General features: G+C 71.6%; 26 protein-coding genes and 1 pseudogene. 12 read left to right on the top strand and 15 right to left on the bottom strand.

Annotated features, from left to right (window positions below):
* Positions 1 to 427: pseudogene (locus Cs7R123_RS39840) on the bottom strand (transketolase); the annotation flags it as partial.
* Between the two features lie 63 nt (positions 428 to 490).
* Between Cs7R123_RS39840 and soxR (Cs7R123_RS39835) the strand changes: the two are divergent.
* Positions 491 to 916 carry a redox-sensitive transcriptional activator SoxR gene (gene soxR, locus Cs7R123_RS39835; RefSeq protein WP_212835132.1) on the top strand — a complete coding sequence of 142 codons (426 nt, stop codon included), beginning with the start codon at positions 491 to 493 and terminating at the stop codon, positions 914 to 916.
* On the opposite strand, the gene Cs7R123_RS39830 is transcribed toward soxR (Cs7R123_RS39835), so the two are convergent.
* Entirely contained in the window at positions 909 to 2090 is a 1182-nt protein-coding gene (locus tag Cs7R123_RS39830; protein WP_212834345.1) for a hypothetical protein, read from the bottom strand. The two genes, soxR (Cs7R123_RS39835) and Cs7R123_RS39830, sit on opposite strands and share 8 nt — an antisense overlap.
* Positions 2083 to 2604, bottom strand: coding sequence for an RNA polymerase sigma factor (locus Cs7R123_RS39825; protein ID WP_212834346.1), 522 nt, complete (start codon positions 2602 to 2604; stop codon positions 2083 to 2085). Before Cs7R123_RS39825 ends, Cs7R123_RS39830 begins: the two co-directional genes overlap by 8 nt.
* 161 nt (positions 2605 to 2765) lie before the next feature.
* Here Cs7R123_RS39825 and Cs7R123_RS39820 point away from each other — a divergent pair, with 161 nt between their 5' ends.
* On the top strand, positions 2766 to 3443 hold the full coding sequence (locus Cs7R123_RS39820; RefSeq protein ID WP_212834348.1) for a transglycosylase domain-containing protein: 678 nt from the start codon (positions 2766 to 2768) through the stop codon (positions 3441 to 3443).
* A gap of 75 nt (positions 3444 to 3518) precedes the next feature.
* Here Cs7R123_RS39820 and purL (Cs7R123_RS39815) read toward each other — a convergent pair whose 3' ends face one another.
* The 4 genes from purL (Cs7R123_RS39815) to Cs7R123_RS39800 all read right to left on the bottom strand — a co-directional run bounded on the left by purL (Cs7R123_RS39815) (position 3519) and on the right by Cs7R123_RS39800 (position 7607).
* Positions 3519 to 5990 carry a phosphoribosylformylglycinamidine synthase subunit PurL gene (purL, locus tag Cs7R123_RS39815; protein WP_212834350.1) on the bottom strand — a complete coding sequence of 824 codons (2472 nt, stop codon included), beginning with the start codon at positions 5988 to 5990 and terminating at the stop codon, positions 3519 to 3521.
* The gene (gene purQ / locus Cs7R123_RS39810; RefSeq protein WP_212834351.1) at positions 5987 to 6670 is read right to left on the bottom strand and encodes a phosphoribosylformylglycinamidine synthase subunit PurQ; all 684 of its coding nucleotides are present in this window, start codon (positions 6668 to 6670) and stop codon (positions 5987 to 5989) included. The genes purL (Cs7R123_RS39815) and purQ (Cs7R123_RS39810) overlap by 4 nt, the downstream gene beginning before the upstream one ends.
* Positions 6667 to 6909: a phosphoribosylformylglycinamidine synthase subunit PurS gene (purS, locus tag Cs7R123_RS39805; RefSeq protein ID WP_212834353.1), complete on the bottom strand. Its 243-nt coding sequence runs from the start codon at positions 6907 to 6909 to the stop codon at positions 6667 to 6669. Before purS (Cs7R123_RS39805) ends, purQ (Cs7R123_RS39810) begins: the two co-directional genes overlap by 4 nt.
* A 119-nt stretch (positions 6910 to 7028) precedes the next feature.
* Positions 7029 to 7607, bottom strand: a complete 579-nt coding sequence (locus Cs7R123_RS39800) for a TMEM165/GDT1 family protein (RefSeq protein ID WP_244872435.1) — start codon at positions 7605 to 7607, stop codon at positions 7029 to 7031.
* 88 nt (positions 7608 to 7695) lie between these two features.
* Between Cs7R123_RS39800 and Cs7R123_RS39795 the strand changes: the two genes are divergently transcribed.
* On the top strand, positions 7696 to 8064 hold the full coding sequence (locus Cs7R123_RS39795; protein ID WP_244872436.1) for an NINE protein: 369 nt from the start codon (positions 7696 to 7698) through the stop codon (positions 8062 to 8064).
* Between the two features lie 52 nt (positions 8065 to 8116).
* On the opposite strand, the gene purB (Cs7R123_RS39790) is transcribed toward Cs7R123_RS39795, so the two are convergent.
* Complete coding sequence (gene purB / locus Cs7R123_RS39790) at positions 8117 to 9556, bottom strand: adenylosuccinate lyase (protein ID WP_212834355.1); 1440 nt, start codon at positions 9554 to 9556, stop codon at positions 8117 to 8119.
* A 121-nt stretch (positions 9557 to 9677) separates the two neighbouring features.
* Positions 9678 to 9884: a hypothetical protein gene (locus Cs7R123_RS39785; RefSeq protein WP_212835153.1), complete on the bottom strand. Its 207-nt coding sequence runs from the start codon at positions 9882 to 9884 to the stop codon at positions 9678 to 9680.
* A gap of 90 nt (positions 9885 to 9974) precedes the next feature.
* Here Cs7R123_RS39785 and purB (Cs7R123_RS39780) point away from each other — a divergent pair, with 90 nt between their 5' ends.
* Positions 9975 to 11414 (top strand): adenylosuccinate lyase, encoded by a 1440-nt coding sequence (gene purB, locus Cs7R123_RS39780; RefSeq protein ID WP_212834355.1) that lies wholly within the window; start codon positions 9975 to 9977, stop codon positions 11412 to 11414.
* A gap of 52 nt (positions 11415 to 11466) precedes the next feature.
* Here the strand turns inward: purB (Cs7R123_RS39780) and Cs7R123_RS39775 are convergent, their stop codons facing one another.
* On the bottom strand, positions 11467 to 11835 hold the full coding sequence (locus tag Cs7R123_RS39775) for an NINE protein (protein WP_244872436.1): 369 nt from the start codon (positions 11833 to 11835) through the stop codon (positions 11467 to 11469).
* Positions 11836 to 11923: 88 nt separating this feature from the next.
* Here Cs7R123_RS39775 and Cs7R123_RS39770 point away from each other — a divergent pair, with 88 nt between their 5' ends.
* The 4 genes from Cs7R123_RS39770 (at position 11924) to purL (Cs7R123_RS39755) (ending at position 16012) form a co-directional block, all read left to right on the top strand.
* Positions 11924 to 12502 carry a TMEM165/GDT1 family protein gene (locus tag Cs7R123_RS39770; protein WP_244872435.1) on the top strand — a complete coding sequence of 193 codons (579 nt, stop codon included), beginning with the start codon at positions 11924 to 11926 and terminating at the stop codon, positions 12500 to 12502.
* 119 nt (positions 12503 to 12621) lie between these two features.
* Complete coding sequence (gene purS / locus Cs7R123_RS39765) at positions 12622 to 12864, top strand: phosphoribosylformylglycinamidine synthase subunit PurS (protein ID WP_212834353.1); 243 nt, start codon at positions 12622 to 12624, stop codon at positions 12862 to 12864.
* On the top strand, positions 12861 to 13544 hold the full coding sequence (gene purQ, locus Cs7R123_RS39760; protein ID WP_212834351.1) for a phosphoribosylformylglycinamidine synthase subunit PurQ: 684 nt from the start codon (positions 12861 to 12863) through the stop codon (positions 13542 to 13544). Before purS (Cs7R123_RS39765) ends, purQ (Cs7R123_RS39760) begins: the two co-directional genes overlap by 4 nt.
* Positions 13541 to 16012 (top strand): phosphoribosylformylglycinamidine synthase subunit PurL, encoded by a 2472-nt coding sequence (purL, locus tag Cs7R123_RS39755; RefSeq protein ID WP_212834350.1) that lies wholly within the window; start codon positions 13541 to 13543, stop codon positions 16010 to 16012. Before purQ (Cs7R123_RS39760) ends, purL (Cs7R123_RS39755) begins: the two co-directional genes overlap by 4 nt.
* A gap of 75 nt (positions 16013 to 16087) precedes the next feature.
* On the opposite strand, the gene Cs7R123_RS39750 is transcribed toward purL (Cs7R123_RS39755), so the two are convergent.
* Complete coding sequence (locus Cs7R123_RS39750) at positions 16088 to 16765, bottom strand: transglycosylase domain-containing protein (RefSeq protein ID WP_212834348.1); 678 nt, start codon at positions 16763 to 16765, stop codon at positions 16088 to 16090.
* Between the two features lie 161 nt (positions 16766 to 16926).
* Here Cs7R123_RS39750 and Cs7R123_RS39745 point away from each other — a divergent pair, with 161 nt between their 5' ends.
* Positions 16927 to 17448, top strand: a complete 522-nt coding sequence (locus tag Cs7R123_RS39745) for an RNA polymerase sigma factor (RefSeq protein WP_212834346.1) — start codon at positions 16927 to 16929, stop codon at positions 17446 to 17448.
* Positions 17441 to 18622 (top strand): hypothetical protein, encoded by a 1182-nt coding sequence (locus tag Cs7R123_RS39740; RefSeq protein ID WP_212834345.1) that lies wholly within the window; start codon positions 17441 to 17443, stop codon positions 18620 to 18622. The genes Cs7R123_RS39745 and Cs7R123_RS39740 overlap by 8 nt, the downstream gene beginning before the upstream one ends.
* Here Cs7R123_RS39740 and soxR (Cs7R123_RS39735) read toward each other — a convergent pair.
* A complete protein-coding gene (gene soxR / locus Cs7R123_RS39735) occupies positions 18615 to 19040 on the bottom strand; it encodes a redox-sensitive transcriptional activator SoxR (RefSeq protein ID WP_212835132.1) in 426 nt (141 codons plus the stop codon). The genes Cs7R123_RS39740 and soxR (Cs7R123_RS39735) overlap by 8 nt on opposite strands.
* Before the next feature lie 63 nt (positions 19041 to 19103).
* Between soxR (Cs7R123_RS39735) and Cs7R123_RS39730 the strand changes: the two genes are divergently transcribed.
* On the top strand, positions 19104 to 19781 hold the full coding sequence (locus tag Cs7R123_RS39730) for a transketolase (RefSeq protein ID WP_212834344.1): 678 nt from the start codon (positions 19104 to 19106) through the stop codon (positions 19779 to 19781).
* Between the two features lies 1 nt (position 19782).
* Entirely contained in the window at positions 19783 to 20655 is an 873-nt protein-coding gene (locus Cs7R123_RS39725; protein WP_212834342.1) for a transketolase family protein, read from the top strand.
* 51 nt (positions 20656 to 20706) lie between these two features.
* Here the strand turns inward: Cs7R123_RS39725 and purM are convergent, their stop codons facing one another.
* The 3 genes from purM to Cs7R123_RS39710 all read right to left on the bottom strand — a co-directional run bounded on the left by purM (position 20707) and on the right by Cs7R123_RS39710 (position 24024).
* Positions 20707 to 21852 carry a phosphoribosylformylglycinamidine cyclo-ligase gene (purM, locus tag Cs7R123_RS39720; RefSeq protein WP_212834341.1) on the bottom strand — a complete coding sequence of 382 codons (1146 nt, stop codon included), beginning with the start codon at positions 21850 to 21852 and terminating at the stop codon, positions 20707 to 20709.
* 89 nt (positions 21853 to 21941) lie between these two features.
* Complete coding sequence (gene purF, locus Cs7R123_RS39715; RefSeq protein WP_212834339.1) at positions 21942 to 23474, bottom strand: amidophosphoribosyltransferase; 1533 nt, start codon at positions 23472 to 23474, stop codon at positions 21942 to 21944.
* Between the two features lie 193 nt (positions 23475 to 23667).
* Positions 23668 to 24024 (bottom strand): sterol carrier family protein, encoded by a 357-nt coding sequence (locus Cs7R123_RS39710; protein ID WP_212834337.1) that lies wholly within the window; start codon positions 24022 to 24024, stop codon positions 23668 to 23670.
* Between the last annotated feature and the right edge of the window lie 157 nt (positions 24025 to 24181).

Genomic DNA, 24181 nt, shown 5'->3' with positions numbered 1-24181 from the left:
GTCGAGTTCGGCGTCGCGAGCAGGACGTACACCCTGGGCGCCAGGCGGCCCTGGGCGCGCAGGCCGAGCGCGGTCCCGATGCCGAGTCCCAGGCCGTGGCCCGAGCGAGCCGGAGCTGATCTCGACCCCCGGGCACGCGCAGCCGGTCGGGGTGGTGCCCGAGCGGGCTGTCGGGCCCGGCCAGGTCGTCGAGCCACTCGTGCGGCAGGAACCCTTTCGCCGCCAGTACGGCGTAGTATGCGGCCGGGCCGTGGCCTTTGGAGAGCAGGAAGCGGTCCCGGTCGGGGTCGTCCAGGCGCTCCGGATCGATCCGCAGCACCCGGTCGTAGAGCACCCAGATCACGTCCAGGGTCGAGAACGCGCTCGGCGCGTGCTTCTCATCCCCCGTCAGCCGCTTGAGCAGCGGCTCCACCTCGATGACAGCCATACGAGTAGCGTGCAAGTTAAAGTTCACTTGAACTCAAGGCGGTACGGGGTGCCTTCTACTGTGATGCTGACCATCGGCGAGCTGTCCGCCCGCAGCGGCGTCGCCCCCTCCGCGCTGCGGTTCTACGAGCAGCGCGGCCTGATCCACTCCGTGCGTACCGGCGGCAACCAGCGCCGGTACGAGCGCAGCGAGCTGCGCCGGGTCTCGTTCATCCGTATCGCCCAGCAGGTGGGCGTCTCGCTGGAGCGCATCGGCACGGCCCTGGCCGACCTGCCCGAGGGCCGCGCCCCGACCAAGGCCGACTGGGCCCGGCTGTCGGCGCACTGGCGGGCCGACCTGGACGAGAAGATCGCCATGCTGGAACGGCTCCGGGACACCCTCGACGGCTGCATCGGCTGCGGCTGCCTGTCGCTGCAGAGCTGCCGACTGCACAATCCTGGCGACGTGCGCGCCGCCGAGGGCCCCGGACCACGCAACCTGCTCAGCTGAAGGTCGCGGTCATCTCGTACCGGCCGTACTCCTGGTCGCCGACGCGGACGTACACCCGGCTGTAGCCCAGGCTCTCCCGCACCTGGTCCAGCGACCAGCCCGACGGGATGCTGACCTGCATGAACAGGGTGTACGCACCAGGCGACAGCAGCCCCGCGTCGCACAGCATCCAGTTGTCCCGCTGCTCGCAGCCCTGGTGGTCGATGACGAACCCGTCCGGCAGTGACACCAGGACGCGGATCGGCTTGTCGGTCTCCGGAACGGACGGCATCTCCAGGCGGACGGTCAGGTCGGCCTTGCGGCGGGAACCCGCCGCAGCGCCGAAGCCCAGCGGCGACACCTTCACCTCGACAGCCGCGGTGGCCCGGTCGAAGGCGAAGGTCGGCGAGCCGCCGGTCTGTGCGAACGCCGTGCCGTTCCAGCCGTACACGCGCCACTGGCTGAGGCCGATCGGGCCCCCGCTGGTGTCGGTGTAGGTCGTCTCGTAGTCGCCGACCAGCACCCGCACCTCGCCGGGCTTCGACGAGTCCACCTGGGTCACGCTCGCCAGGTGCTCGCCGTGGCCCTCGCCCGACTCGACCTGCGCCACCACGCCCAGCGTGGTCCAGCCGCCGGAGGGGGTGCGGCGCAGGCCCAGCACCTGGCCCAGCCCTCCCTCGCCCGGTCGGCACGAGATCAGCACGGCCGCCTCGGCCGTGCCGTCGCCGTCGAGGTCGACCCCGGTCACGTCCTTGATCTCGGTGATCGCGCCGGCCTTGCCGCCGTGGAACTTCGTCGGGCCGCTGGGGCAGTCCTGCGCGCCGACCTTGCGCACCGGCAGGTCGATCGTCGCCTCGGCCAGCGCGTGCGCGTCGAGCCGGACCGTCGTCGGGGCGTGGCTGGAGCTGGAGCTGGGGCTCGGGTCGTCCGGGCTGGGGAAGACCGGCACGGCGGTCGAGCTGGCCGCGGGCTGCGGGTCGCGCTGCGGCGTGCCGGTCAGCGAGGCGTACGCCGCACCGCCGATCAGCGTCGCGGTGACCACGCTCGCCGCCACCGCGGCGGTGCGCACGCGCTTGCGGTGCCGCACCGTCTGGTGCGCCGCGACCACGCCCTGGGGCTTGATCAGCGGGGTCGTGTCGGCGCGGTAGTCCGCCGCGGCCGCGAAGAGGAGGTCGTCGTGCTCGAAGTCAGACATTCTCGGGCTCCTTCCGGGCCTCGGCGAGCTGGGCGGCGAGCGTGGTGCGGCCGCGGTGGAGCCAGGACTTGACCGTGCCCTCGGCGACCCCTTCCTGCTCGGCGATCTCGCTGATGGTGAGCTGGGCGATGTAGAACAGCACGCAGGCGCGGCGCTGCGTCGCCGGCAGCGTCGCCAGGGCGCGGGTCAGCGCGACGCGGTCCGGATTGGGCTCGGCCACGTGCTCCTCGCGCTGGCGCAGCAGGAAGTTCAGCGCCGTACGGCGCCGCCGCCAGCCGCTGGTGGCGAGATTCCACGCGACGCGGCGCACCCAGGCGGGCGGATCGGCGTAGACCGCGATGCTGTCCCAGCGCGCGAGCGCGCGGCAGAACGCCTCCTGCACCATGTCCTGCGCCTCGGCCAGGTTGCCGACATAAGCGTTGAGCTGCAACGTAAGGCTGTGGAAGTGGGCCGCGTAGCACTCCTCGAACGCGGCGTCGCCCGCCGGTCCCGTGCTGCGGCGATCAGATGCCATGAGGTGTCTCCCCGTTGCGAACCGGGCTCAGTCTGCCCGTCGCGACATCACGCCCGGCCCCGGGGGAAGGTTGCGGGTCATTTTCCGCATCTGTTGTACCGACAGGGTTCCATCCATATTGATGGGGTCCACGCGTGCGGTCTGCCCGTACCGTGGCGGGGGTGACCGATATCGAGGTGGAGCATCCACCCCTCCCGCGGCGTTATGCCAAGCGCAAGGCGATCGCGGGCGGCCTGCTCGTGGTGCTCGCGCTGACCGGCGCGGGTGCCGTCGCGGCCAGCTTCTTCTACGACTCGGTGCCCGTGCCGCACCTGGAGGACTTCCGGCCGGGCTACCCGCAGGCGGCGGTGGGCCGGATGGAGGACCAGGTGCGCTGGGCGTTCGTGGCCGCGGTCGACGAGGAGTTCTACGCGCAGCGTTCGCCGCTGCACGCCTCGCCGATCACCCTCGGCTGCGTCGCCGCGCTCACGCAGGACCGCTCGCTGGACGGCGACGGCAGCTGGCGCGGGCGGGTGATGGCCGACAAGCTGGAAGCCCGCAACTCCCGCGACGAGGTGCTGGGCTGCTACCTGAACACGGCCGAGTTCGCGACCGGCGTCGTCGGCGTGGAGGCGGCGGCGATCGCCTTCACCGGCCACGACGCCGCGCAGCTGACCACGGGTGAGGCGGTGCTGCTGGCGGGCCGGCTGGCGCCGTTCGGCGCACCGCCGCACAGCGAGCAGGAGGCGGCCGCCCGCAAGGGCGAGATCGTCACCACGATGGTGCGGCAGCGCTGGCTCGACCCGTCCGAGGCGGCCCAGCTCGGCGTCATGATCGCCACCAGCGACCGGCCTGACTGAACGGAACGGGCCACCCGGGTGGGGTCGTGCGTACAACCCCACCCGGGTGGCCCGCTGTCGAACGGGTCCGGCGGCTCAGCGGCCGTCGGTGTCCTGCTCCGCCGCTTCAGCGGAGGCCGACTCGGGTGCCGCCTCGGCCGCCGGGACGGCGTCGGCGTCGATCGCGCCGAGCTCGGCCGACATGACCTCGACGGTCTCGATCGCCACGGCGGCGGGCGCCGTGAACGCCTCGGGCTGCTCCGTCGCGCCGCCGAACAGCTTCGGCAGCGTGCCGGAGAACGCCGCGCGCAGCTCGGCCAGCGGGATCGAGAACCGGCCCGTGTGGGCGTCGGCGGCGATCACGGTCAGATCGGCGCCCTCGGCCTCGACCTCACCCAGCGCGGTCACCGGCAGCTCGTGCTCGGCGGCCAGCGCCTCGAACGCCTCCCGGTGCCCGGCGGGCACGGCCACCAGCACGCGGCCCGCCGACTCGCTGAACAGCGCCGTGAACGCCTCGATCTGCTCGGGCAGCTGCACGGTGGCGCCGAAGCCCCTGCGCAGGGTCGACTCGACCAGCGCCTGGGCCAGACCGCCGTCGGACAGGTCGTGCGCGGACCGGACCAGGCCGGTCTGCGCCGCGTGCCCCATGAACGCCCCGATCGCCTGCTCGCGGACCAGGTCCACCTTCGGCGGGCGGCCGCCCAGGTGCCGGTGGGTGACCCAGGCCCACTCGGAGCCGGACAGCTCCAGGCGGGTGTCGCCGATCAGGAACAGCAGGTCGCCTGCGTGGCTGAAGCCCATCGGGATGCGCCGCGCGACGTCGTCGAGCACGCCGAGCACGCCCACCACCGGGGTCGGGTGGATCGCCACCGCGCCGGTCTGGTTGTAGAAACTGACGTTGCCGCCGGTCACCGGGATGCCCAGCTCCTGGCAGCCGTCGGCGATGCCGCGCACGGCCTCGGCGAACTGCCACATGACCGCCGGGTCCTCCGGCGAGCCGAAGTTGAGGCAGTCGGTGACGGCGACCGGCTCGGCGCCGGTGACGACCACGTTGCGGTACGCCTCGGCCAGCGCCAGCTTCGCGCCCTCGTACGGGTCGAGGCGGGCGAAGCGGGAGTTGCAGTCGACCGACAGGGCCACGCCCAGGCCGGTCTCCTCGTCGAGGCGGACGATGCCGGAGTCCTCCGGCTGGGCCAGCACGGTGTTGCCGAGCACGTAGCGGTCGTACTGCTCGGTGATCCAGGACCGGTCGCACAGGTTCGGCGAGGCGGCCATGCGCAGCACCGTCTCGCGCAGCTCGTCGTCGTGGTGCGGGCGCGGCAGGGTCTCGGCCCGGTCGGCCTGGAGCAGGATCAGATCGGCGGGCTCGCGCAGCGGCCGGGCGTACACCGGGCCGTCGTCGGCGAGGCTGCCCGGCGGCACGTCCACCACGGTCTCGCCGTGCCAGGTGATGCGCACGCGGCCGCTGTCGGTTACCACGCCGATCGGGGTGGCCAGGACGCCCCACAGCTGGGCGATGCCCAGCACCGCGTCGAGCTTGGCCGGCTCGACGATGAACAGCATCCGCTCCTGCGACTCGCTGGCGAGGATCTCGTGCGGCTCCATCGAAGCCTCACGCAGGTGCACCTTCTCCAGCTGCACGTCCATACCGGTGCCCGCCGCGGCGGCGGTCTCGGTCAGGGCGCAGGTCAGGCCCGCGCCGCCGAGGTCCTGCACGCCGACGATCAGCCCGGCCTGGTACAGCTCCAGGCACGACTCGATCAGCAGCTTCTCGGTGAACGGGTCGCCGACCTGGACGGCGGGCCGCCGCGCCTGCGACGCCTCGTCGAAGGTCGCGCTGGCCAGCACCGACACGCCGCCGATGCCGTCGCGGCCGGTCTTGGCGCCCATCAGCACCACGATGTTGCCGGGGCCGTCGGCCTCCTTGCGCTGGAGTCCGTCGACCGGCAGCACACCCAGGCTCAGCGCGTTGACCAGCGGGTTGCCCTGGTAGCACTCGTCGAAGACGACCTCGCCGCCGATGTTCGGCAGGCCCAGGCAGTTGCCGTAGCCGCCGACGCCGCCGACGACGCCGGGCAGCACCCGCTGGGTGTCCGGGTGGTCCGCGGCGCCGAAGCGCAGCGAGTCCATCACCAGGATCGGGCGGGCGCCCATGGCGAGGATGTCGCGGACGATGCCGCCGACCCCGGTCGCCGCGCCCTGGTACGGCTCGACGAAGGACGGGTGGTTGTGCGACTCGACCTTGAAGGTCACCGCGATGCGGTCGTTGATCGCGATCACGCCCGCGTTCTCGCCGATGCCGGCCAGCAGCCGGTCGGACGGCGGGGCCTTCTCGCCGAACTGCCGCAGGTGCACCTTGCTCGACTTGTAGGAGCAGTGCTCGCTCCACATGATCGAGTACATGGCGAGCTCGGACTGGGTCGGGCGGCGGCCCAGGATCTGCCTGATCCGCAGGTACTCGTCGTCCTTGAGGCCCAGCTCCAGGTAGGGCTGCAACTCGTCGGGCGTCACCTCGGCGAGGCGCACCGAGTCGACGGCGGCGACGGACTGTTCGAGCATCTCGGTCATGCGGGCACCCCCACGCCGGCCAGGTGCTTGAGCACCGAGGAGAAGAATCCGAGACCGTCCAGCGACGGACCGGTCAGCGCTTCCACAGCGTGCTCCGGATGGGGCATGATGCCCAGCACGTTGCCGGCCGCGTTGCGGACTGCCGCGATGTCGCGGCTCGAACCGTTCGGATTGCCGCGGATGTAGCGCGCGACGATCTGGCCGTTGGCCTCCAGCTCGTCCAGCGTGCGCTGGTCGGCGACGTAGCAGCCCTCACCGTTCTTCACCGGGATCAGGATCTCCTGGCCCGCGTTGAAGTGGTTGGTCCAGGCGGTGTCGCCGTTCTCGATCCGCAGCCACTGGTCGCGGTTGCGGAAGTGCAGGTGCTGGTTGCGGGTCAGGGCGCCCGGCAGCAGGTGGGCCTCGCACAGGATCTGGAAGCCGTTGCAGATGCCCATGACCGGCATGCCGTCCCGGGCGGCCGCGGAGATCGTCTCCATCACCGGGGCGAACCGGGCGATGGCGCCGCAGCGCAGGTAGTCACCGTAGGAGAAGCCGCCCGGCAGGACCACGGCGTCGACGCCGTGCAGGTCCGGGTCGGCGTGCCAGAGCCGAACCACCTCGGCACCGGCGATGCGTGCGGCCCGAGCCGCGTCCCCGTCGTCCAGCGAGCCGGGGAAGGTCACTACACCGATCTTCATACCGCTTCGACAACCCTGATCTCGTAGTCCTCGATCACCGGGTTGGCCAGCAGCTTGTCCGCGATCTCGCGGGCGCGCTCCAGGTCCACCTCACCGGCGAAGTCAATCTCCACACGCCGACCGATCCGCACCGAGGCGACGTCGTTGACGCCGAGTCGGGGCAGCGCGTTCGCGACGGCCTGCCCCTGCGGGTCGAGGATCTCGGGCTTAAGCATGACGTCAACCACGACGCGAGCCACGGGGAAACTCCTGACTATCTTCTATGTCTGCCTGTCCGCCACGGGCAAGCTCAGATTACCGGGCGTCAGATCCCCGACGAATTCCGGGCACCCGCAATGACCTCACGTTTTCACTCACGTCACAGGGCTGAGACCAAGGTCACCACGGCCAGGACGCCGCAGACGGCGGCCCCGACGTAACGGATGACGGCGAGCTTCACCCGTTTCAGCAACCATCGACCGAGCAGCACCGCCAGACCCGAGACGGCCGCGAGCCCCGCCCAGCCGCCGAGGAACGTCGGCAGCGCGGGATTACCCCGCGCCACCAGGCCCGCGATCAGGAACTGGGACAGATCGCCCCACTCTGCTGTGAACAGCACCAGGAAGCTCGCCACCGCCGCCCGCCAGCCCCGCTTGGGCTCGACGACCTTCGCGCCGAACTCCGCCTCCTGCTCCCGCTCCTCCGCGTCGGCGTTGCGGGCGCCGCGCGCCAGCACCACCGCCCCGATCAGGAACAGCGCGGCCGCGACGAACTGCACCGGCCGGTGCGGCAGCTTCGTGAGCAGGGCCCCGGCCAGCACCGCGATCACGCACTGCACCCCGAATGCGGCGACCACGCCCAGCCACGTCGGCAGCGGCGGGTAGCGGGTGCTCAGCACCAGCGTCGCCACGAACGTCTTGTCCGGCAGTTCCACCGGAAAGATGGCCACGAATGCCACTAACAGGGCGGTAGCGAACTCCACCAGCCGATCTTCTCAGCCGAGCGGGTGGTCGCGTGGGTGGACCGCGCTCGATACGGTCGGCGCCATGAACTACCCGCCGCCCGCGCCCGACCCGTACCAGCCGTACGCCCTGCCGCCGGTGTCCCCGATGCCGATGGGCTACACCGGCCCGCCGCAGTCCGACAAGAGCAAGGTCACCGCCGGCCTGCTCCAGCTGCTGCCCGGCTTCCTGCTCGGCCTGGGCGGCATCGGCCGCCTCTACGCCGGGCACACCGCGCTGGGCGTGACGCAGCTGGTCGCCACGCTGATCGGGTGGATCTCGCTCTGGTGCGCGTTCGTGCTGTTCGTGCCGGTCGCCATCTTCACGGGGGTATGGCTCTGGTTCGTCATCGACGGCATCGTGCTGATGTCCGGCAACCCCGTGGACGGCCAGGGCCGCCCGCTTCGCGCCTGAGCGCCCCTACAGGCCCGGCACAGCAGCACCGGGCCTGTAGGAGACAGCCGCGTCAGAGAATCGCGCCCGGCGTGTACGCCGCCGCGGCCGGGTGCTGCGCCGCGATCTTCTCCACCTGCGCCACCACGGCCGCGACCTGTGCAGACGAGGCCCCCACGAACGCCGACCGGTCCGCGACCAGCGCGTCGATCTCGGCCCGGGACAGCCCCAGCCGCGCATCCGCCGCCAGCCGGTCGAACAGGTCGTTGTCGGCCTGGCCCCGCTCGCGCATGGCCAGCGCCACCCCCACCGCGTGCTCCTTGATCGCCTCGTGCGCCGTCTCCCGCCCGACGCCCTTCTTCACGGCTCCCACCAGCACCTTCGTGGTGGCCAGGAACGGCAGGTAGCGGTCCAGCTCCCGGTTGATCACCGCCGGGTACGCGCCGAACTCGTCGAGCACGGTCAGGAACGTCTGGAACAGGCCGTCCAGGGCGAAGAACGCGTCCGGCAGGGCCACCCGGCGCACCACCGAGCAGGAGACGTCACCCTCGTTCCACTGGTCGCCGGCCAGCTCGCCGACCATGTGCACGTACCCCCGGACGATCACGGCCAGGCCGTTGATCCGCTCGCTGGAGCGCGTGTTCATCTTGTGCGGCATCGCCGACGAGCCGACCTGGCCCGGTTTGAAGCCCTCGGTGGCCAGCTCCTGCCCGACCATCAGCCGGATCGTCGTCGCGAAGCTCGACGGCGCCGCCGCGGCCTGTGCGAGCGCGCTCAGCACGTCGAAGTCGAGCGACCGCGGGTACACCTGCCCCACGCTGTCCAGCACCCGCTGGAACCCCAGATGCCCGGCCACCCGCCGCTCCAGCTCCGCGACCTTCTCCGCATCCCCGTCGAACAGGTCGAGCTGGTCAGCCGCCGTGCCGACCGGACCCTTGATGCCGCGCAGCGGATAGCGGGCGATCAGCTCCTCAATCCGCTCGTACGCGATGAGCAGCTCCTGCGCCGCCGAGGCGAACCGCTTGCCCATCGTCGTCGCCTGCGCCGGGACGTTGTGCGACCGCCCGGTCATGATCAGCGCGTCGTACTCGCTCGCCCGGGCGGCCAGCCGCGTCAGGGACGACACCATCCGATCGCGGATCAGCAGCAGCGAGTCGCGGATCTGCAACTGCTCGACGTTCTCGGTCAGGTCGCGCGAGGTCATGCCCTTGTGGATCTGCTCATGCCCGGCCAGCTCGCTGAACTCCTCGATGCGGGCCTTCACGTCGTGGCGGGTCACCCGCTCGCGGGCGGCGATGGAGTCCAGGTCGACGGTGTCCAGGACCCGCTCGTACGCCTCGATCACGCCGTCGGGCAGCGCGATGCCGAGGTCGCGCTGGGCACGCAGCACCGCGACCCACAGGCGCCGCTCGGCGCGCACCTTCTCCTCGGGCGACCACAGCGAGACCAGCTCAGCCGAGGCGTATCGGGCGGCAAGAACGTTAGGCACCTGCGATTTCGTCACGTACCTCATTCTCGCACGCACCCAAGATCCGCCAAGTTGCCGGGCGATCGGGCCAATGACGGCCCAAGATACGCCCGATTGCCCGGCAACTTGCGCGATCTTGAAAGCCCGCCCGGGGCGGGGCGGGGCGTCAGCGTTCCAGGACGGCGACGACGCCCTGGCCGCCGGCGGCGCAGATGGAGATGAGGGCGCGGCCGCGGCCGCGCTGGGCGAGCAGCTTGGCTGCGGTGGCCACGATGCGGCCGCGGCCGCGCCCTATCTCATCTGCGCCGCCGGCGGCCAGGGCGTCGTCGCCGTCCTGGAACGCTGAGCCCCGCCCGCCCCGGGCGGCTTTCAAGATCGCGCAAGTTGCCGGGCAATCGGGCGTATCTTGGCCGTCATTGGCCCGATCGCCCGGCAACTTGGCGGATCTTGGGTGCGTGCGAGAATGAGGTACGTGACGAAATCGCAGGTGCCTAACGTTCTTGCCGCCCGATACGCCTCGGCTGAGCTGGTCTCGCTGTGGTCGCCCGAGGAGAAGGTGCGCGCCGAGCGGCGCCTGTGGGTCGCGGTGCTGCGTGCCCAGCGCGACCTCGGCATCGCGCTGCCCGACGGCGTGATCGAGGCGTACGAGCGGGTCCTGGACACCGTCGACCTGGACTCCATCGCCGCCCGCGAGCGGGTGACCCGCCACGACGTGAAGGCCCGCATCGAGGAGTTCAGCGAGCTGGCCGGGCATGAGCAGATCCACAAGGGCATGACCTCGCGCGACCTGACCGAGAACGTCGAGCAGTTGCAGATCCGCGACTCGCTGCTGCTGATCCGCGATCGGATGGTGTCGTCCCTGACGCGGCTGGCCGCCCGGGCGAGCGAGTACGACGCGCTGATCATGACCGGGCGGTCGCACAACGTCCCGGCGCAGGCGACGACGATGGGCAAGCGGTTCGCCTCGGCGGCGCAGGAGCTGCTCATCGCGTACGAGCGGATTGAGGAGCTGATCGCCCGCTATCCGCTGCGCGGCATCAAGGGTCCGGTCGGCACGGCGGCTGACCAGCTCGACCTGTTCGACGGGGATGCGGAGAAGGTCGCGGAGCTGGAGCGGCGGGTGGCCGGGCATCTGGGGTTCCAGCGGGTGCTGGACAGCGTGGGGCAGGTGTACCCGCGGTCGCTCGACTTCGACGTGCTGAGCGCGCTCGCACAGGCCGCGGCGGCGCCGTCGAGCTTCGCGACGACGATCCGGCTGATGGTCGGGCAGGAGCTGGCCACCGAGGGCTTCAAACCGGGCCAGGTCGGCTCGTCGGCGATGCCGCACAAGATGAACACGCGCTCCAGCGAGCGGATCAACGGCCTGGCCGTGATCGTCCGGGGGTACGTGCACATGGTCGGCGAGCTGGCCGGCGACCAGTGGAACGAGGGTGACGTCTCCTGCTCGGTGGTGCGCCGGGTGGCCCTGCCGGACGCGTTCTTCGCCCTGGACGGCCTGTTCCAGACGTTCCTGACCGTGCTCGACGAGTTCGGCGCGTACCCGGCGGTGATCAACCGGGAGCTGGACCGCTACCTGCCGTTCCTGGCCACCACGAAGGTGCTGGTGGGAGCCGTGAAGAAGGGCGTCGGGCGGGAGACGGCGCACGAGGCGATCAAGGAGCACGCGGTGGGGGTGGCGCTGGCCATGCGCGAGCGGGGCCAGGCCGACAACGACCTGTTCGACCGGCTGGCGGCGGATGCGCGGCTGGGGCTGTCCCGGGCCGAGATCGACGCGCTGGTCGCGGACCGGTCGGCGTTCGTGGGGGCCTCGTCTGCACAGGTCGCGGCCGTGGTGGCGCAGGTGGAGAAGATCGCGGCGCAGCACCCGGCCGCGGCGGCGTACACGCCGGGCGCGATTCTCTGACGCGGCTGTCTCCTACAGGCCCGGTGCTGCTGTGCCGGGCCTGTAGGGGCGCTCAGGCGCGAAGCGGGCGGCCCTGGCCGTCCACGGGGTTGCCGGACATCAGCACGATGCCGTCGATGACGAACCAGAGCCATACCCCCGTGAAGATGGCGACCGGCACGAACAGCACGAACGCGCACCAGAGCGAGATCCACCCGATCAGCGTGGCGACCAGCTGCGTCACGCCCAGCGCGGTGTGCCCGGCGTAGAGGCGGCCGATGCCGCCCAGGCCGAGCAGGAAGCCGGGCAGCAGCTGGAGCAGGCCGGCGGTGACCTTGCTCTTGTCGGACTGCGGCGGGCCGGTGTAGCCCATCGGCATCGGGGACACCGGCGGCAGGGCGTACGGCTGGTACGGGTCGGGCGCGGGCGGCGGGTAGTTCATGGCGCCGACCGTATCGAGCGCGGTCCACCCACGCGACCACCCGCTCGGCTGAGAAGATCGGCTGGTGGAGTTCGCTACCGCCCTGTTAGTGGCATTCGTGGCCATCTTTCCGGTGGAACTGCCGGACAAGACGTTCGTGGCGACGCTGGTGCTGAGCACCCGCTACCCGCCGCTGCCGACGTGGCTGGGCGTGGTCGCCGCATTCGGGGTGCAGTGCGTGATCGCGGTGCTGGCCGGGGCCCTGCTCACGAAGCTGCCGCACCGGCCGGTGCAGTTCGTCGCGGCCGCGCTGTTCCTGATCGGGGCGGTGGTGCTGGCGCGCGGCGCCCGCAACGCCGACGCGGAGGAGCGGGAGCAGGAGGCGGAGTTCGGCGCGAAGGTCGTCGAGCCCAAGCGGGGCTGGCGGGCGGCGGTGGCGAGCTTCCTGGTGCTGTTCACAGCAGAGTGGGGCGATCTGTCCCAGTTCCTGATCGCGGGCCTGGTGGCGCGGGGTAATCCCGCGCTGCCGACGTTCCTCGGCGGCTGGGCGGGGCTCGCGGCCGTCTCGGGTCTGGCGGTGCTGCTCGGTCGATGGTTGCTGAAACGGGTGAAGCTCGCCGTCATCCGTTACGTCGGGGCCGCCGTCTGCGGCGTCCTGGCCGTGGTGACCTTGGTCTCAGCCCTGTGACGTGAGTGAAAACGTGAGGTCATTGCGGGTGCCCGGAATTCGTCGGGGATCTGACGCCCGGTAATCTGAGCTTGCCCGTGGCGGACAGGCAGACATAGAAGATAGTCAGGAGTTTCCCCGTGGCTCGCGTCGTGGTTGACGTCATGCTTAAGCCCGAGATCCTCGACCCGCAGGGGCAGGCCGTCGCGAACGCGCTGCCCCGACTCGGCGTCAACGACGTCGCCTCGGTGCGGATCGGTCGGCGTGTGGAGATTGACTTCGCCGGTGAGGTGGACCTGGAGCGCGCCCGCGAGATCGCGGACAAGCTGCTGGCCAACCCGGTGATCGAGGACTACGAGATCAGGGTTGTCGAAGCGGTATGAAGATCGGTGTAGTGACCTTCCCCGGCTCGCTGGACGACGGGGACGCGGCTCGGGCCGCACGCATCGCCGGTGCCGAGGTGGTTCGGCTCTGGCACGCCGACCCGGACCTGCACGGCGTCGACGCCGTGGTCCTGCCGGGCGGCTTCTCCTACGGTGACTACCTGCGCTGCGGCGCCATCGCCCGGTTCGCCCCGGTGATGGAGACGATCTCCGCGGCCGCCCGGGACGGCATGCCGGTCATGGGCATCTGCAACGGCTTCCAGATCCTGTGCGAGGCCCACCTGCTGCCGGGCGCCCTGACCCGCAACCAGCACCTGCACTTCCGCAACCGCGACCAGTGGCTGCGGATCGAGAACGGCGACACCGCCTGGACCAACCACTTCAACGCGGGCCAGGAGATCCTGATCCCGGTGAAGAACGGTGAGGGCTGCTACGTCGCCGACCAGCGCACGCTGGACGAGCTGGAGGCCAACGGCCAGATCGTCGCGCGCTACATCCGCGGCAATCCGAACGGTTCGAGCCGCGACATCGCGGCAGTCCGCAACGCGGCCGGCAACGTGCTGGGCATCATGCCCCATCCGGAGCACGCTGTGGAAGCGCTGACCGGTCCGTCGCTGGACGGTCTCGGATTCTTCTCCTCGGTGCTCAAGCACCTGGCCGGCGTGGGGGTGCCCGCATGACCGAGATGCTCGAACAGTCCGTCGCCGCCGTCGACTCGGTGCGCCTCGCCGAGGTGACGCCCGACGAGTTGCAGCCCTACCTGGAGCTGGGCCTCAAGGACGACGAGTACCTGCGGATCAGGCAGATCCTGGGCCGCCGCCCGACCCAGTCCGAGCTCGCCATGTACTCGATCATGTGGAGCGAGCACTGCTCCTACAAGTCGAGCAAGGTGCACCTGCGGCAGTTCGGCGAGAAGGCCCCGCCGTCCGACCGGCTGCTGGCCGGCATCGGCGAGAACGCGGGCGTGATCGCGATCAACGACCGCATCGCGGTGACCTTCAAGGTCGAGTCGCACAACCACCCGTCCTTCGTCGAGCCGTACCAGGGCGCGGCGACCGGGGTCGGCGGCATCGTCCGCGACATCCTCGCCATGGGCGCCCGCCCGATCCTGGTGATGGACTCGCTGCGCTTCGGCGCCGCGGACCACCCGGACACCCAGCGGGTGCTGCCCGGCGTCGTCGGCGGCGTCGGCGGCTACGGCAACTGCCTGGGCCTGCCGAACATCGGCGGCGAGGTCGTCTTCGACGAGTGCTACCAGGGCAACCCGCTGGTCAACGCGCTGAGCCTGGGTGTGCTGCCGGTCGACGGACTCCAGCGCAAGGAGGCCGACGGCCCCGGCAACATCGTGGTGCTGATGGGCGCCAAGACCGGCCGCGACGGCATCGGCGGCGTGTCGGTGCTGGCCAGCGCGACCTTCGACGAGGCGTCGCAGGCGCGGCGGCCCGCCGTCCAGGTCGGCGACCCGTTCACCGAGAAGCTGCTGATCGAGTCGTGCCTGGAGCTGTACCAGGCCGGGCTGATCGTCGGCGTGCAGGACCTCGGCGGCGCGGGCCTGACCTGCGCCCTGACCGAGACCGCCGCCGCGGCGGGCACCGGTATGGACGTGCAGCTGGAGAAGGTGCACCTGCGTGAGGCTTCGATGGAGCCGCACGAGATCCTCGCCAGCGAGTCGCAGGAGCGGATGCTGTTCATCGTCGAGCCGGCCAAGCTCGACGCGGTGCTGGGCATCGCCCAGCTGTGGGGCGTCCTGGCCACCCCGATCGGCGTGGTAACCGACAGCGGCCGCGTGCGCATCACCTGGCACGGCGAGACCGTGGTGGACGTGCCGCCGGGCAGCCTCGCCGACGACGGCCCGGTGTACGCCCGGCCGCTGCGCGAGCCCGCCGATCTGATCCTGCTCCAGGCCGACCGGGCCGAGACCCTGCCGCGCCCGCACCACGACGACGAGCTGCGCGAGACGGTGCTGCGCATGGCCGCCTCGCCGAACCTGTGCGACCGGTCCTGGATCACCGAGCAGTACGACCGCTACGTGCTCGGCAACACCGTGCTGGCCCAGCCGGAGGACTCCGGCATCGTCCGCCTCGACGAGGAGACCGGCCTGGGCGTGGCCCTGTCGGTCGACTGCAACTCCCGCTTCGCCCGCCTCGACCCGTACGAGGGCGCGAAGCTGGCGCTGGCCGAGGCGTACCGCAACGTGGTCGTCACCGGCGCCGAGCCGGTCGCCGTCACCGACTGCCTCAACTTCGGCTCGCCGGAGGACCCGGCGGTCATGTGGCAGTTCGCCGAGGCCGTGCGCGGCATCGCCGACGGCTGCCAGGAGCTGGGCATCCCGGTGACCGGCGGCAACGTCAGTTTCTACAACCAGACCGGCGCGGTGGCGATCCACCCGACCCCGGTGGTGGGCGTGCTCGGCGTGCTCGACGACGTCGCGCGGCGCATCCCGATGGGCTTCAGCCACGCAGGCGACCTGCTGTTCCTGATCGGCGACACCCGCCTGGAGCTGTCCGGCTCCGAGTGGGCCTGGGTCACCCACCGGCACCTGGGCGGCCGCCCGCCGAAGGTGGACCTGGTCCGCGAGCAGGCGATCGGGGCGTTCATGGGGCACGCGGCGCAGACCGGCCTGGTCCGGTCCGCGCACGACCTGTCCGACGGCGGTCTGGCCCAGGCGCTGGTCGAGTCGACCCTGCGCAGGGGCTTCGGCGCCACCGTGCAGCTGCCCGAGCAGATCGAGGCGTTCACGGCGCTGTTCAGCGAGTCGGCGGGCCGCGTGCTGGTGGCCGTGCCCGCCGGGCACCGGGAGGCGTTCGAGGCGCTGGCCGCCGAGCACGAGCTGCCGGTGACCGCGCTGGGTGAGGTCGAGGCCGAGGGCGCCGATCTGACCGTGATCGCCGCCGACGCCCACACGGGCCGGTTCTCGATCCCGCTGGCCGAGCTGCGCGCGGCGTTCTCCGGCACGCTGCCGAAGCTGTTCGGCGGCGCGACGGAGCAGCCCGAGGCGTTCACGGCGCCCGCCGCCGTGGCGATCGAGACCGTCGAGGTCATGTCGGCCGAGCTCGGCGCGATCGACGCCGACGCCGTCCCGGCGGCCGAGGCGGCACCCGAGTCGGCCTCCGCTGAAGCGGCGGAGCAGGACACCGACGGCCGCTGAGCCGCCGGACCCGTTCGACAGCGGGCCACCCGGGTGGGGTTGTACGCACGACCCCACCCGGGTGGCCCGTTCCGTTCAGTCAGGCCGGTCGCTGGTGGCGATCATGACGCCGAGCTGGGCCGCCTCGGACGGGTCGAGCCAGCGCTGCCGCACCATCGTGGTGACGATCTCGCCCTTGCGGGCGGCCGCCTCCTGCTCGCTGTGCGGCGGTGCGCCGAACGGCGCCAGCCGGCCCGCCAGCAGCACCGCCTCACCCGTGGTCAGCTGCGCGGCGTCGTGGCCGGTGAAGGCGATCGCCGCCGCCTCCACGCCGACGACGCCGGTCGCGAACTCGGCCGTGTTCAGGTAGCAGCCCAGCACCTCGTCGCGGGAGTTGCGGGCTTCCAGCTTGTCGGCCATCACCCGCCCGCGCCAGCTGCCGTCGCCGTCCAGCGAGCGGTCCTGCGTGAGCGCGGCGACGCAGCCGAGGGTGATCGGCGAGGCGTGCAGCGGCGAACGCTGCGCGTAGAACTCCTCGTCGACCGCGGCCACGAACGCCCAGCGCACCTGGTCCTCCATCCGGCCCACCGCCGCCTGCGGGTAGCCCGGCCGGAAGTCCTCCAGGTGCGGCACGGGCACCGAGTCGTAGAAGAAGCTGGCCGCGACGGCACCCGCGCCGGTCAGCGCGAGCACCACGAGCAGGCCGCCCGCGATCGCCTTGCGCTTGGCATAACGCCGCGGGAGGGGTGGATGCTCCACCTCGATATCGGTCACCCCCGCCACGGTACGGGCAGACCGCACGCGTGGACCCCATCAATATGGATGGAACCCTGTCGGTACAACAGATGCGGAAAATGACCCGCAACCTTCCCCCGGGGCCGGGCGTGATGTCGCGACGGGCAGACTGAGCCCGGTTCGCAACGGGGAGACACCTCATGGCATCTGATCGCCGCAGCACGGGACCGGCGGGCGACGCCGCGTTCGAGGAGTGCTACGCGGCCCACTTCCACAGCCTTACGTTGCAGCTCAACGCTTATGTCGGCAACCTGGCCGAGGCGCAGGACATGGTGCAGGAGGCGTTCTGCCGCGCGCTCGCGCGCTGGGACAGCATCGCGGTCTACGCCGATCCGCCCGCCTGGGTGCGCCGCGTCGCGTGGAATCTCGCCACCAGCGGCTGGCGGCGGCGCCGTACGGCGCTGAACTTCCTGCTGCGCCAGCGCGAGGAGCACGTGGCCGAGCCCAATCCGGACCGCGTCGCGCTGACCCGCGCCCTGGCGACGCTGCCGGCGACGCAGCGCCGCGCCTGCGTGCTGTTCTACATCGCCCAGCTCACCATCAGCGAGATCGCCGAGCAGGAAGGGGTCGCCGAGGGCACGGTCAAGTCCTGGCTCCACCGCGGCCGCACCACGCTCGCCGCCCAGCTCGCCGAGGCCCGGAAGGAGCCCGAGAATGTCTGACTTCGAGCACGACGACCTCCTCTTCGCGGCCGCGGCGGACTACCGCGCCGACACGACCCCGCTGATCAAGCCCCAGGGCGTGGTCGCGGCGCACCAGACGGTGCGGCACCGCAAGCGCGTGCGCACCGCCGCGGTGGCGGCGAGCGTGGTCACCGCGACGCTGATCGGCGGTGCGGCGTACGCCTCGCTGACCGGCACGCCGCAGCGCGACCCGCAGCCCGCGGCCAGCTCGACCGCCGTGCCGGTCTTCCCCAGCCCGGACGACCCGAGCCCCAGCTCCAGCTCCAGCCACGCCCCGACGACGGTCCGGCTCGACGCGCACGCGCTGGCCGAGGCGACGATCGACCTGCCGGTGCGCAAGGTCGGCGCGCAGGACTGCCCCAGCGGCCCGACGAAGTTCCACGGCGGCAAGGCCGGCGCGATCACCGAGATCAAGGACGTGACCGGGGTCGACCTCGACGGCGACGGCACGGCCGAGGCGGCCGTGCTGATCTCGTGCCGACCGGGCGAGGGAGGGCTGGGCCAGGTGCTGGGCCTGCGCCGCACCCCCTCCGGCGGCTGGACCACGCTGGGCGTGGTGGCGCAGGTCGAGTCGGGCGAGGGCCACGGCGAGCACCTGGCGAGCGTGACCCAGGTGGACTCGTCGAAGCCCGGCGAGGTGCGGGTGCTGGTCGGCGACTACGAGACGACCTACACCGACACCAGCGGGGGCCCGATCGGCCTCAGCCAGTGGCGCGTGTACGGCTGGAACGGCACGGCGTTCGCACAGACCGGCGGCTCGCCGACCTTCGCCTTCGACCGGGCCACCGCGGCTGTCGAGGTGAAGGTGTCGCCGCTGGGCTTCGGCGCTGCGGCGGGTTCCCGCCGCAAGGCCGACCTGACCGTCCGCCTGGAGATGCCGTCCGTTCCGGAGACCGACAAGCCGATCCGCGTCCTGGTGTCACTGCCGGACGGGTTCGTCATCGACCACCAGGGCTGCGAGCAGCGGGACAACTGGATGCTGTGCGACGCGGGGCTGCTGTCGCCTGGTGCGTACACCCTGTTCATGCAGGTCAGCATCCCGTCGGGCTGGTCGCTGGACCAGGTGCGGGAGAGCCTGGGCTACAGCCGGGTGTACGTCCGCGTCGGCGACCAGGAGTACGGCCGGTACGAGATGACCGCGACCTTCAGCTGAGCAGGTTGCGTGGTCCGGGGCCCTCGGCGGCGCGCACGTCGCCAGGATTGTGCAGTCGGCAGCTCTGCAGCGACAGGCAGCCGCAGCCGATGCAGCCGTCGAGGGTGTCCCGGAGCCGTTCCAGCATGGCGATCTTCTCGTCCAGGTCGGCCCGCCAGTGCGCCGACAGCCGGGCCCAGTCGGCCTTGGTCGGGGCGCGGCCCTCGGGCAGGTCGGCCAGGGCCGTGCCGATGCGCTCCAGCGAGACGCCCACCTGCTGGGCGATACGGATGAACGAGACCCGGCGCAGCTCGCTGCGCTCGTACCGGCGCTGGTTGCCGCCGGTACGCACGGAGTGGATCAGGCCGCGCTGCTCGTAGAACCGCAGCGCGGAGGGGGCGACGCCGCTGCGGGCGGACAGCTCGCCGATGGTCAGCATCACAGTAGAAGGCACCCCGTACCGCCTTGAGTTCAAGTGAACTTTAACTTGCACGCTACTCGTATGGCTGTCATCGAGGTGGAGCCGCTGCTCAAGCGGCTGACGGGGGATGAGAAGCACGCGCCGAGCGCGTTCTCGACCCTGGACGTGATCTGGGTGCTCTACGACCGGGTGCTGCGGATCGATCCGGAGCGCCTGGACGACCCCGACCGGGACCGCTTCCTGCTCTCCAAAGGCCACGGCCCGGCCGCATACTACGCCGTACTGGCGGCGAAAGGGTTCCTGCCGCACGAGTGGCTCGACGACCTGGCCGGGCCCGACAGCCCGCTCGGGCACCACCCCGACCGGCTGCGCGTGCCCGGGGTCGAGATCAGCTCCGGCTCGCTCGGCCACGGCCTGGGACTCGGCATCGGGACCGCGCTCGGCCTGCGCGCCCAGGGCCGCCTGGCGCCCAGGGTGTACGTCCTGCTCGGCGACGCCGAACTCGACGAGGGCAGCAACCACGAGGCCATCGCGTACGCCGGGACGACCGGCCTGGACGCGGTCACCGCCATCGTGATCGACAACGACTCCGCCACGCTGGGCTGGCCCGGCGGCATCGCCGCCCGGTTCGAGGTGCACGGCTGGTCGGCCGTGACCGTGCCCGGCCGCGACCACGACGCCGTCCACGCGGGGCTGCGCGCCGCGCGCCCCGGCCGGCCGCACGTGGTCGTCGCCCGGGTCGAGAAGAAGGGGAGCTGACATGCGCCAGGCGTTCGCCGACACCATGGCCGACCTGCTGGACACCGACCCGCGCACCGCGCTGGTGCTGGCCGACATCTCGGCCGACGCCTTCGAGCCGGCCCGGCGGGAGCACCCCGACCGGGTGCTGAACGTCGGCATCCGCGAGCAGCTCATGATCGGGGTGGCGGGCGGGCTGGCCCTGACCGGGCTGCGGCCGGTCGCGCACAGCTACGCCACCTTCGTGATCGACCGGGCGTACGAGCAGATCAAGCTCGACCTGGTGCACCAGGGCGTCGGGGCGGTGCTGGTCAGCGTCGGCGCATCCTACGACGGGTCGGCGATGGGCTACACGCACATGTCGCCGATGGACGTGCCGCTGATCGACACGCTGCCGGGCTGGACCGTGCGGGTGCCGGGCCATCCCGGCGAGGTCGGCCCGCTGCTGCGGGCCGCGGCCGCCACCGACGACCCGGTCTACCTGCGGCTGTCCACACAGGTCAACGACATCGCGTATGCCGAGGCGGACCTGTTGCGGCCCGTGCGCCACGGCGGCGGCCCGCTGGTCGTGGCGGTCGGGCCGATGCTGGCGCCGGTGCTCGCCGCCACGGCGGGGCTGGACGTGACGGTGGCGTACACGCACACCGTCCGCCCGTTCGACGTGATCGGCCTGCGGGCGCTGGCCGCCACCGGCGAGGTGGTGCTGGTCGAGCCGTACCTGGCGGGAACCTCGGCGCACGTGGTCGGGCAGGCGCTGGCCGACCGGCCGCACCGGCTGCTCAGCCTCGGCGTCGGCCGCCGCGACCTGCACGCGTACGGCACCCCGGCCGACCACGCCCGCTGGCACGGCCTCGACCCCGCCTCCCTCCGCACCGCCATCACCACCTGGCGGTGACAGCGAACGGCCCCCGCCCGCAGACGCGGGCGGGGGCCGTTTCGCAGCGAACTACCCGCGGGTGTACGCGCCGTGCATCTGGACCACGCCGGAGCCCTCGATGACGTCGCCGACCTGCCAGCACTCGATGCCGCGGCCGGTGAGCAGCGCCATCGCGCGGTCGGCGTCCTCGGGCGAGACGACCGCGAACATGCCGACGCCCATGTTGAACGTCGACTCCATGTCGTGGCCGTCGATCCGGCCCTTGCGCTGGATCAGGTCGAAGATCGGCTGCGGGGCCCAGGAGGCCCGGTCGACCGTCGCGTCCATGTTCTTCGGCAGCACCCGGTTGAGGTTGCCGGGGATGCCGCCGCCGGTGACGTGGGCCAGGGCGCGCACGTCGCACTCGGCGATCAGGTTCAGGCAGTCCTTGGCGTAGATCTTGGTGGGGGTGAGCAGCTCCTCGCCGAGGGTGCGCTGGTCGCCCAGGTCCTCGATGACGCTGTCGAGCTTGAGCCGGGCCTGGCCGAGCAGCACGTGGCGGACCAGCGAGTACCCGTTGGAGTGCAGGCCGGAGGAGCGCATCGCGATCACCACGTCGCCGAGCTGGACCCGGTCGGGGCCGAGGATCTGGTCCTCCTCGACGACGCCGACGCCGTTGGCCGACAGGTCGTACTCGTCCGGGCGCATCAGGCCGGGGTGCTCGGCGGTCTCGCCGCCCAGCAGCGCGCAGCCCGCGTAGCGGCAGCCGTCGGCGATACCGGCGCCGATCTCCGCGATCCGGTCCGGCACGACCTCGCCGCAGGCGATGTAGTCGAGCAGGAACAGCGGCTCCGCACCGCACGCGACCAGGTCGTCGACGACCATCGCGACCAGGTCGATGCCGACCGTGTCGTGGATGTTCATCTGCTGCGCGATCGCGAGCTTGGTGCCGACGCCGTCGGTCGAGGAGGCGAGCACCGGGTTGCGGTACTTCGAGGTGTCCAGCTTGAACAGGCCGGAGAAGCCGCCGAGACCGCCGAGCACCTCGGGCCGGTGGGTGCGCTGCACCTTGTCCTTGAGCAGCTCCACCGCCCGGTCACCGGCGTCGATCGATACGCCTGCGTCGGCGTACGACGAGCCCGTGCGTCGGCGGTTGCTGCTGCTGGCTGCCGTCCACAGCTGACGGTCCCCGTCGGAGCCCGGCCCGGAGACGGGGCGCTCGGTCACGTGCGTCACGGTCTTCTCTCCCCTTTGTTGCCCGCGGCACCGCGCGCGTCAGCGCGCGCGGCAGCCGTGTCGATCGGCCGGTCCGCCCCGGCCGGGTGTCACTGGGACCGGCTGAGTTCCGTCGACGGCGTCGCCGCCGGAACCTGGGCCTGGTCCACGCGCTCGTCGGTGCCGACGCGGCGGCCGACCCCTTCGAGCACATGCTTGCCGATCAGGTTGCTCGCGGGCAGCGCGATCGGGTACTCGCCGTCGAAGCAGGCCCGGCACAACCGGTTCTTCGGCTGCTCGGACGCTGCGATGAGGCTCTCAAGCGACACGTAGCCCAGCGAGTCGGCACCGATGGAGCGGCGGATGCCCTCCATGTCCATGCCGTTCGCGAGCAGTTCGGCGCCGGTGGCGAAGTCGATGCCGTAGAAGCACGGCCACTTGACCGGCGGGGAGGAGATGCGTACGTGGACCTCCAGCGCCCCGGCCTCACGCAGCATGCGCACGATGGCGCGCTGCGTGTTGCCGCGCACGATGGAGTCGTCGACGACGACGAGGCGCTTGCCCCGCACGTTGTCGCGCAGCGGGTTCAGCTTGAGCCGGATGCCCAGCTGCCGGATCGTCTGCGACGGCTGGATGAAGGTCCGGCCGACGTAGGCGTTCTTCATGAGGCCCTGGCCGTACGGGATGCCGGAGGCCTCGGCGTAGCCGATCGCGGCCGGGGTGCCCGACTCGGGCACCGGGATGACCAGGTCGGCCTCGACCGGGTGCTCGGCGGCGAGGCGGCGGCCGATCTCGACCCGGGTCGAGTAGACGTTGCGGCCGGAGATGGTCGCGTCCGGGCGGGCCAGGTACACGTACTCGAACAGGCAGCCCTTGGGGTCGGGCGCGGCGAAGCGCGAGGAGCGCAGCCCGTACTCGTCGATGGCGATGAGCTCGCCCGGCTCGACCTCCCGGACCACCGAGGCGCCGCAGATGTCCAGCGCGGCCTGCTCGCTCGCGATGACCCAGCCGCGCTCCAGGCGGCCGAGCATCAGGGGGCGCACGCCGTGCGGGTCGCGGGCCGCGTACAGCGTGTTCTCGTCCATGAAGACGAAGCTGAACGCGCCCTCGACGGTCGGCAGCACCTCCAGCGCGGCGGCCTCGACCGACAGGTCGGGGCGCCCGGCCAGGAGCATGGTCACCAGGCCGGTGTCGTTGGTCGAACCGCGGCTGTCCATGCCGAGCTCGGCGGCGCGGCGGGCCAGGTCGGCGGTGTTGACCAGGTTGCCGTTGTGCGCGAGCGCGATCGTGGTGCCCGCGGTGGTCGACTGGAGCGTCGGCTGGGAGTTCTCCCAGGTCGAGTCGCCGGTGGTCGAGTAGCGGGCGTGTCCGATCGCCAGGTGGCCGCGCAGGCTGGCCAGGGTCGGCTCGTCGAAGACCTGGGCGACCAGGCCGATGTCCTTGTAGACCACCACGCCGGATCCGTCGCTGACCGCGATGCCCGCCGCCTCCTGGCCGCGGTGCTGCAGTGCGTACAGGCCGAAGTAGGTGAGCTTGGCAACCTCTTCACCGGGGGCCCAGACACCGAAGACGCCGCAGGCGTCTTGCGGGCCTGGCCGGTGGGGGTCGAGTTCGTGGCTCAACCGGCCGTCGCCTCGGGGCACCGTGCTGCTCCTTGCGCTTGTCGCTTCAGTAGCTGTCACGCCCGGCAGAATGAGCCGGCGTTCGATGGAGTGAGTCGGCGTCGGGCGGCGTTCACCGCCGCAGCTCAGTGTACGTGACTCGGCCGGGTCGCCGGATCGGCGGCCAGTCCGTGGACAGCATGACTGAATAACAGGTGTTGCCCGAGTGACAGGATCACCGGATGGGGAACAGCGGGGAGATGTCGGACCGGATGCCGCTGGCCCGGATCCGCCCGTCGGCGACCGCGGTGTCCCATTCCACACGCCCGGCCGCGAGTTGCAGGAATGTGACCGGATCGGTCTCGACCAGGTTCGGCGGCGTGCCGCGGGTGTGCCTCGGCCCGTCGACGCACTGAATCGCGCCGTATGGAGGAACCCGCACCTCCACCGAACGGCCAGGAGCCGACGTCGCAAGTTGGGCCAGGAGTGCCCTGACCGCATCGCGAAGCGTCAAACGGTCCGGCACTACGCCGTTGGCCAGGCTCTCCAGGGCCTCGGCCACGGCCGAGGACTTTTCCGACGAGGGGGACATAAACGGACGATACAACGTGACGTCAGTTCGCTTTGTGGCGGCCCTGGGTCGCGCAACCCTTACTTCGCAAGGCATAGTTGCGAGCGGTGTATTCCCGCAGCCCCCCAACCCCCACTGCTGCGGACATTGAGGAGCCTGGAAGGCGGTGGCCGTGACT

The organism is Catellatospora sp. TT07R-123 (genome assembly GCF_018327705.1).
GTDB lineage: Bacteria > Actinomycetota > Actinomycetes > Mycobacteriales > Micromonosporaceae > Catellatospora.
Note: the sequence above shows the minus strand (reverse complement) of the source record. Positions and strands in the feature narration are given on the sequence as shown.

What these genes read in the sequence shown, in the direction of transcription:
- Cs7R123_RS39825 (WP_212834346.1), bottom strand. Translation starts at nt 2,604, where the DNA reads ATGGCATCTGATCGCCGCAGCACGGGACCGGCGGGCGACGCCGCGTTC.
- soxR (WP_212835132.1), top strand. Translation starts at nt 491, where the DNA reads ATGCTGACCATCGGCGAGCTGTCCGCCCGCAGCGGCGTCGCCCCCTCC.
- purB (WP_212834355.1), top strand. Translation starts at nt 9,975, where the DNA reads ATGAGGTACGTGACGAAATCGCAGGTGCCTAACGTTCTTGCCGCCCGA.
- Cs7R123_RS39830 (WP_212834345.1), bottom strand. Translation starts at nt 2,090, where the DNA reads ATGTCTGACTTCGAGCACGACGACCTCCTCTTCGCGGCCGCGGCGGAC.
- Cs7R123_RS39725 (WP_212834342.1), top strand. Translation starts at nt 19,783, where the DNA reads ATGCGCCAGGCGTTCGCCGACACCATGGCCGACCTGCTGGACACCGAC.
- Cs7R123_RS39740 (WP_212834345.1), top strand. Translation starts at nt 17,441, where the DNA reads ATGTCTGACTTCGAGCACGACGACCTCCTCTTCGCGGCCGCGGCGGAC.
- Cs7R123_RS39745 (WP_212834346.1), top strand. Translation starts at nt 16,927, where the DNA reads ATGGCATCTGATCGCCGCAGCACGGGACCGGCGGGCGACGCCGCGTTC.
- purL (WP_212834350.1), top strand. Translation starts at nt 13,541, where the DNA reads ATGACCGAGATGCTCGAACAGTCCGTCGCCGCCGTCGACTCGGTGCGC.
- purB (WP_212834355.1), bottom strand. Translation starts at nt 9,556, where the DNA reads ATGAGGTACGTGACGAAATCGCAGGTGCCTAACGTTCTTGCCGCCCGA.
- Cs7R123_RS39775 (WP_244872436.1), bottom strand. Translation starts at nt 11,835, where the DNA reads ATGAACTACCCGCCGCCCGCGCCCGACCCGTACCAGCCGTACGCCCTG.
- purQ (WP_212834351.1), top strand. Translation starts at nt 12,861, where the DNA reads ATGAAGATCGGTGTAGTGACCTTCCCCGGCTCGCTGGACGACGGGGAC.
- purL (WP_212834350.1), bottom strand. Translation starts at nt 5,990, where the DNA reads ATGACCGAGATGCTCGAACAGTCCGTCGCCGCCGTCGACTCGGTGCGC.
- Cs7R123_RS39730 (WP_212834344.1), top strand. Translation starts at nt 19,104, where the DNA reads ATGGCTGTCATCGAGGTGGAGCCGCTGCTCAAGCGGCTGACGGGGGAT.
- purQ (WP_212834351.1), bottom strand. Translation starts at nt 6,670, where the DNA reads ATGAAGATCGGTGTAGTGACCTTCCCCGGCTCGCTGGACGACGGGGAC.
- Cs7R123_RS39710 (WP_212834337.1), bottom strand. Translation starts at nt 24,024, where the DNA reads ATGTCCCCCTCGTCGGAAAAGTCCTCGGCCGTGGCCGAGGCCCTGGAG.
- Cs7R123_RS39795 (WP_244872436.1), top strand. Translation starts at nt 7,696, where the DNA reads ATGAACTACCCGCCGCCCGCGCCCGACCCGTACCAGCCGTACGCCCTG.
- soxR (WP_212835132.1), bottom strand. Translation starts at nt 19,040, where the DNA reads ATGCTGACCATCGGCGAGCTGTCCGCCCGCAGCGGCGTCGCCCCCTCC.